Origin of the sequence: Peptoniphilus indolicus ATCC 29427, from assembly GCF_000227315.1 — a bacterium.
In the GTDB taxonomy this organism is placed as follows: domain Bacteria; phylum Bacillota; class Clostridia; order Tissierellales; family Peptoniphilaceae; genus Peptoniphilus; species Peptoniphilus indolicus.
In genome coordinates, this window is sequence record NZ_JH165061.1 from 620,257 (window position 1) to 625,349 (window position 5,093).

At 31.6% G+C, this 5,093-nt stretch carries 6 protein-coding genes; 3 read left to right on the forward strand and 3 right to left on the reverse strand.

Going from position 1 to position 5,093, the window contains the following annotated elements; genetic code table 11:
* Window positions 1-8: 8 nt before the first annotated feature.
* From HMPREF9129_RS02800 to HMPREF9129_RS02805, 3 genes are all read right to left on the reverse strand, one after another.
* Complete coding sequence (locus HMPREF9129_RS02800; protein ID WP_040552222.1) at window positions 9-647, reverse strand: YitT family protein; 639 nt, start codon at window positions 645-647, stop codon at window positions 9-11.
* 712 nt (window positions 648-1,359) lie between these two features.
* Window positions 1,360-1,536 (reverse strand): ABC transporter C-terminal domain-containing protein, encoded by a 177-nt coding sequence (locus tag HMPREF9129_RS12655; protein WP_004820147.1) that lies wholly within the window; start codon window positions 1,534-1,536, stop codon window positions 1,360-1,362.
* Between the two features lie 17 nt (window positions 1,537-1,553).
* A complete protein-coding gene (locus tag HMPREF9129_RS02805) occupies window positions 1,554-3,248 on the reverse strand; it encodes an ABC-F family ATP-binding cassette domain-containing protein (RefSeq protein WP_004820148.1) in 1,695 nt (564 codons plus the stop codon).
* Window positions 3,249-3,321: 73 nt separating this feature from the next.
* Between HMPREF9129_RS02805 and HMPREF9129_RS02810 the strand changes: the two genes are divergently transcribed.
* Genes HMPREF9129_RS02810 through HMPREF9129_RS10925 form a run of 3 tightly spaced genes read left to right on the forward strand, consistent with a single transcriptional unit; the run spans window position 3,322 to window position 5,019 of the window.
* The gene (locus HMPREF9129_RS02810; protein WP_004820150.1) at window positions 3,322-3,966 is read left to right on the forward strand and encodes a redox-sensing transcriptional repressor Rex; all 645 of its coding nucleotides are present in this window, start codon (window positions 3,322-3,324) and stop codon (window positions 3,964-3,966) included.
* A gap of 46 nt (window positions 3,967-4,012) precedes the next feature.
* A complete protein-coding gene (locus HMPREF9129_RS02815) occupies window positions 4,013-4,876 on the forward strand; it encodes a DNA-3-methyladenine glycosylase family protein (protein WP_040552224.1) in 864 nt (287 codons plus the stop codon).
* Window positions 4,873-5,019 carry a DUF554 family protein gene (locus tag HMPREF9129_RS10925; protein ID WP_004820154.1) on the forward strand — a complete coding sequence of 49 codons (147 nt, stop codon included), beginning with the start codon at window positions 4,873-4,875 and terminating at the stop codon, window positions 5,017-5,019. Before HMPREF9129_RS02815 ends, HMPREF9129_RS10925 begins: the two co-directional genes overlap by 4 nt.
* The last annotated feature ends 74 nt before the right edge of the window (window positions 5,020-5,093 follow it).

The following is a 5,093-nucleotide window of genomic DNA, read 5'->3' on the forward strand; positions in this document are numbered from 1 at the left end:
AATCTCGATTAAACTCTCACGCCAGATTTAGTATGGATTGTAACAGGCATTTCAAATTGTCCAATGATTAAAGAAGATACAATAGTTGTTAAAAGAGAAAATATAATTCTTCCCATTGGTATATACATTAAAGACATAGTTAGCACAATTGCATCAGTTAAAAAATAAACTTTGCTGATATTTAAATTTAATTTTTTAGATAATACGAGAGCTAATGCGTCGTCTCCACCTGCAGCACAAGCTTGTGAAACTACTAGACCACAACCTACTCCAATGCCAATTCCGCCAATTATAGCAGATAAAATTGGAAAGTCATATAGACTGGGAACAACTGCGCCTGTAATTAGGAATATTTTATAAAAAATAGCAAAACTAAAACAAGCTATAGCAGTTCTTTTTAAAAATTTTTTTCCAAATAATGAAACTCCTAAACTAAAACAAGCAAAGTCAAGTAAAGGACTTATAATGGCGGGATCAAAATCAAGTAATTTATATAGGAGCATTGTCAGTCCTAAGACACCACCTTCAGTTATGTTTGATTGCATATGGATATTTACAAGAGTAAAAGCCATTATGCATGAACCTATGATAATACGTACAAAACCCTTTTTAGAAAGGTTGAAAAAATTTAATAGTGAATTTAGCATTTTTACACCTCCTCGTTTTTTAAGAAGAGGGTAAATCTTTACAACCAAAAAAAGATAGCTACGGTCGTAAGGAAATCCCTCGTACTTTGCAATCTAATGATGGTGTTGATGCTTTTTTATTTTTTGGATTTTTTCTTGTAAAAACTCTGAGCTTCTAGGTATTTTTTTAGCCTTTAAAAATTCCACATCAGGACTTCTTCAGGCTCTTCATCAATATTTAGGCATCAGATAAAAACTACCAAACGGTAACCACCGCAAAACGCTAAAATCTAATTATAGTTTATCATTCTTTGAAAATATCTCAATTACTTAATTATAAACTAAAAGTTTAATAAACAACTAAATACATAAGTGAAATATTAGAATTGAGTAGAGGGGTTTAAAAATTTAAGCTGAATTCATAAAGCAGTTAAATAAACTGCTAAAATAACTCTTTAAAGTACAGTTTTACACATGAAATTCACAATATGTGGATAAGAATTAACAAAAAATAATAGAACATTTGTATATAAACGTGTGGACAATGTGGATAAATTTGTGGATTAAGTAAATAAAAGGGATAGGGGAGTTTTTGATTGTGAATATAAGTGTGTAAAATAAAATGGCTTAATTTAGCTATAAATCAAGAAATAATATATATGTTAATTGAGAATCTCTAAATTAAGCCATATAAATTTGTGGATAAGTTTTGGTGTTTTTTAATTTCTCCACACTATAGTTCTTCAAGTTCTATCCAAGCTTCATAAACTGTAGATAATTCATCTGATAAGTTTTGTCTTTTATTACTAAGGTCTTTAACTTTTTCTATATCTGAATAAATATCGGGATTGGAGAGTTCTGTATCTATTTCTAGAATTGCTTGTTCTAAATTTGATATTTGTAGTTCCAAGTTTTTCTTTTGTGTCTTTAATTTTTTTGCTCATCTCTAAGTTGTTTTTCTTGTTTCTTTTGATTTTGTATCATTGTTTTAGATAGGACAACTTCATCATCTTCATCATCGCCTTTTGTCTTTTGAAGATAGTAGTCATAATTTCCCAGAAATTCATACATACCATCGGAGTTCATTTTCAAAATTTTATCGCAAGTGGAATTTAAAAAATATCTATCGTGAGAGATTGATATAACTGTTCCATCAAACGAGCGTATTGCTTCTTCAAATACTTCTTTGGAATCTATATCTAAATGGTTTGTAGGTTCGTCCAAGAATAGAGTGTTGGCACCCTTTAACATCAATTTTAAAATGGATACACGTCCTTTTTCTCCACCGGATAAATCACCGATTATTTTAAAAACATCGTCTCCGATGAATAGAAATTTTGCAAGATATGAACGAATTTCATAGTGAGTTAATTTTGGATATTCATCCCATATCTCATCGATGACTGTATTGTCAGGATTTAGATGTTCCATTTCTTGGTCAAAATAAGCTATTTTTAATTTTGAACCGTATTGGATTGAGCCTGAAGTTTTTTCAAGTTCTTCAGTCAATATTTTAAACAGAGTAGATTTTCCAACTCCATTGTCGCCGATTATTCCGCATTTTTCATTTTTATAGATATTAAAAGTAATATTCTCAAAAATTTTCTTATTAGAAAATGATTTGGAAAGTTCCTTTACTTGTAGTACGTCCTTACCGGATTCGTAGAGAGGAGTAAAAGACAACTTAGTTTTTTTACTCTCATTAGGGGGCGGAAGTCTCTTCATTTTTTCTAAGAGTTTTTGTCGAGATTTTCCCTGTCTTATAAATCTATCACGCCCTAAACTCATATATCTTTCGATAATTTGCTCTTGTCTTTTTATTTCTTTTTGTTGGTTTTCATATTGTTTTGTAAGTTGTTCTATTTGTTTTTTACGTTCTTTAACATAGACATCATAGTTTCCCACGAATGTTGTCAAGCTATGGTTTTCCAACAAGACTATCTTATTTACGACATTGTTTAAAAAATATCTGTCGTGAGATATTATTATACAAGCGCCAAGATAGTCTTTTAAATATTTTTCAAGCCAAGAAATGGCATCCACATCTAAATGGTTAGTAGGTTCGTCAAGAAGCATTAAATCAGGTTTAGACAATAATAGTTTTGCAAGACCCACTCGGGATTTTTGACCACCTGATAGTGTGTTTACATTACGATTAAAATCTTCCTCTGAAAATCCAAGACCTATTAAAGTGCCACGGATCATAGAGGGATATGAGAATCCTCCAAGTTCTATAAATTTCTCTTGTAAGTGTCCGTAACGCTCTATGTCATTTTCTAAGTTAGGATTGTTTGGCTCTGATAGCTTAGCCTCTAATGATTTTAGCTCTAAGTCCATCTTTATTAAGTTTTTGAATTCTTGTTCACAAGCACCATATATAGAAAGTCCATCTTCAAAATCATGTTCTTGTTTTAGATATCCTATTTTTATATCTTTGGGAATTATGATGTCTCCGGCATCTTTAGAAATATCATTTGATATAATTTTTAGAAGAGTGGTTTTTCCACTCCCGTTGTTTCCGATTAAGCCGACTTTGTCTCTATCTTCTACAATCATATTTACAGACTCTAAAATAGGGTCAACTACATATGACTTTGATAAGTTTTTTATATTTAAAATCATTTATTTAACCTCATTTTTCATTCTATCAAATTTTACTTTTAATTTAAAGATTGATATAATTGACATATACATAATGGGAGGGTTAAAAGTGGCAGCTAAGAACAAAGTATCAGAAACTGTCATAAGAAGATTGCCGATATATCACAGAATGATTTCGGATGTAGTTAGCAAGGGGATAGAGAGAATATCATCTCAGGAACTTAGTAGACTCACAGGATTTACGGCAAGCCAAATAAGACAGGATTTAAATAATTTTGGTGGTTTCGGTCAGCAGGGCTATGGATACAACACTGAGGCGCTTAAACAAGAAATTTCAGAAATTCTTGGGATGAATCATGCATATAATACGGTTGTTGTAGGCGCAGGAAGACTTGGAATGGCAATAGCAGACTACGAAGGTATAAAAAATAGTGGCTTTAAGATTATTGCACTATTTGATAACGATAAAGAAAAAATAGGAAAAGATGTAAGTGGAGTTTCAATTTTAGATATAAAAAACTTAGAAGAGTTTATAAAAACTAATAAAGTTGAAGTTGCTGTTATAACAGTACCTAAAAATGCTGCTGTGGATGTAATTTATAAATTGGCATCACTTGGAATAAAGGGAATTTGGAATTTTGCTCCCGTTGATGTGGCAGTTGAAGGTCCGGTTATAGAAAATATAAGGATAAATGATTCACTTTTTAAATTATCTTATTATTTAAAGAACAATTATTAAACCGGTAGAACCGGTTTTTTTAATATATTTTAATATGAGGAGAAAAATGAAAATAGAGAGCTTGGAAGGAAAAGTATTACTTAGGGGCGTTACAAATTTTATGCCTAAGCAAATTTTTGAGTGTGGTCAAGCATTTAGATGGGAAGCTGAAGAAGATGGCTCATATACTACAGTGGCATTTGGCAGAGTGCTGAATGTCAAGGTAGTGGATGGAGTTGTGGAACTAAATACTACAATAGAAGAATTTGAAAAAATTTGGAGAGATTATTTTGATTTAGACAGAGACTATCTATCTATGATAGAGGAGTTATCTTTTGAGGAGACTTTAAAAGATGCCGTGGAATATGGAAGAGGAATAAGAATTTTAAATCAAGACCCATTTGAAACTATAATATCATTTATAATTTCTCAAAATTCCAACATAACACGCATAAAAAAAGCGGTGAATTTTATTGCAGATAAATATGGAGAAAAAATAGATGAAACACACTCAAGATTTCCCACACCGGAGGAGCTTGCAAAGGCAAGTGTAGAAGACTTAAGAGAAAAGGCAAGAGTTGGTTATAGAGATAGATATATTGTCGAGTCGGCACAGATGATTAGCAATGGCATGTTAGATATGGAGCTGTTGAGAACGGCAGATATAGAAACAGCCAGAAAAGAACTTATGAAATTACCGGGAGTTGGCCCTAAGGTTTGCGATTGCATTTTATTGTTTGCATTTAAAAGAAGCGAGTCTTTTCCTGTAGATGTTTGGATAAAAAGAGTTATGGAAGAACTATATCTTGGGAAAGCCACCCCAAAGAATAAAATAGCAGATGAAGGCAGAAGAATATTTGGAGAAAATGCGGGATTTGCTCAACAATATCTTTTTTACTATGGAAGAGAAAATAAGGTTGGTAAAGTATGATAGGAGTTGCATTCTCATCAGTTGTCATATTTTTATATCAAAGGCTTATTGTATTGCTTGCTACAGTATTAAAAGACCTATTTACACCAATTATGATTGCAAATTTATCAGGAGTCGGCGGGTATTATAGCAATAGGACTTAATATAATGAATATAAAAAATACAGACAGGCAATATGATACCTGCTTTAATTATTCCAATATTATATGAAGTAGTG

What these genes read in the sequence shown, in the direction of transcription:
- HMPREF9129_RS02800 (WP_040552222.1), bottom strand. Translation starts at nt 647, where the DNA reads ATGCTAAATTCACTATTAAATTTTTTCAACCTTTCTAAAAAGGGTTTT.
- HMPREF9129_RS02805 (WP_004820148.1), bottom strand. Translation starts at nt 3,248, where the DNA reads ATGATTTTAAATATAAAAAACTTATCAAAGTCATATGTAGTTGACCCT.
- HMPREF9129_RS02810 (WP_004820150.1), top strand. Translation starts at nt 3,322, where the DNA reads ATGGGAGGGTTAAAAGTGGCAGCTAAGAACAAAGTATCAGAAACTGTC.
- HMPREF9129_RS02815 (WP_040552224.1), top strand. Translation starts at nt 4,013, where the DNA reads ATGAAAATAGAGAGCTTGGAAGGAAAAGTATTACTTAGGGGCGTTACA.
- HMPREF9129_RS10925 (WP_004820154.1), top strand. Translation starts at nt 4,873, where the DNA reads ATGATAGGAGTTGCATTCTCATCAGTTGTCATATTTTTATATCAAAGG.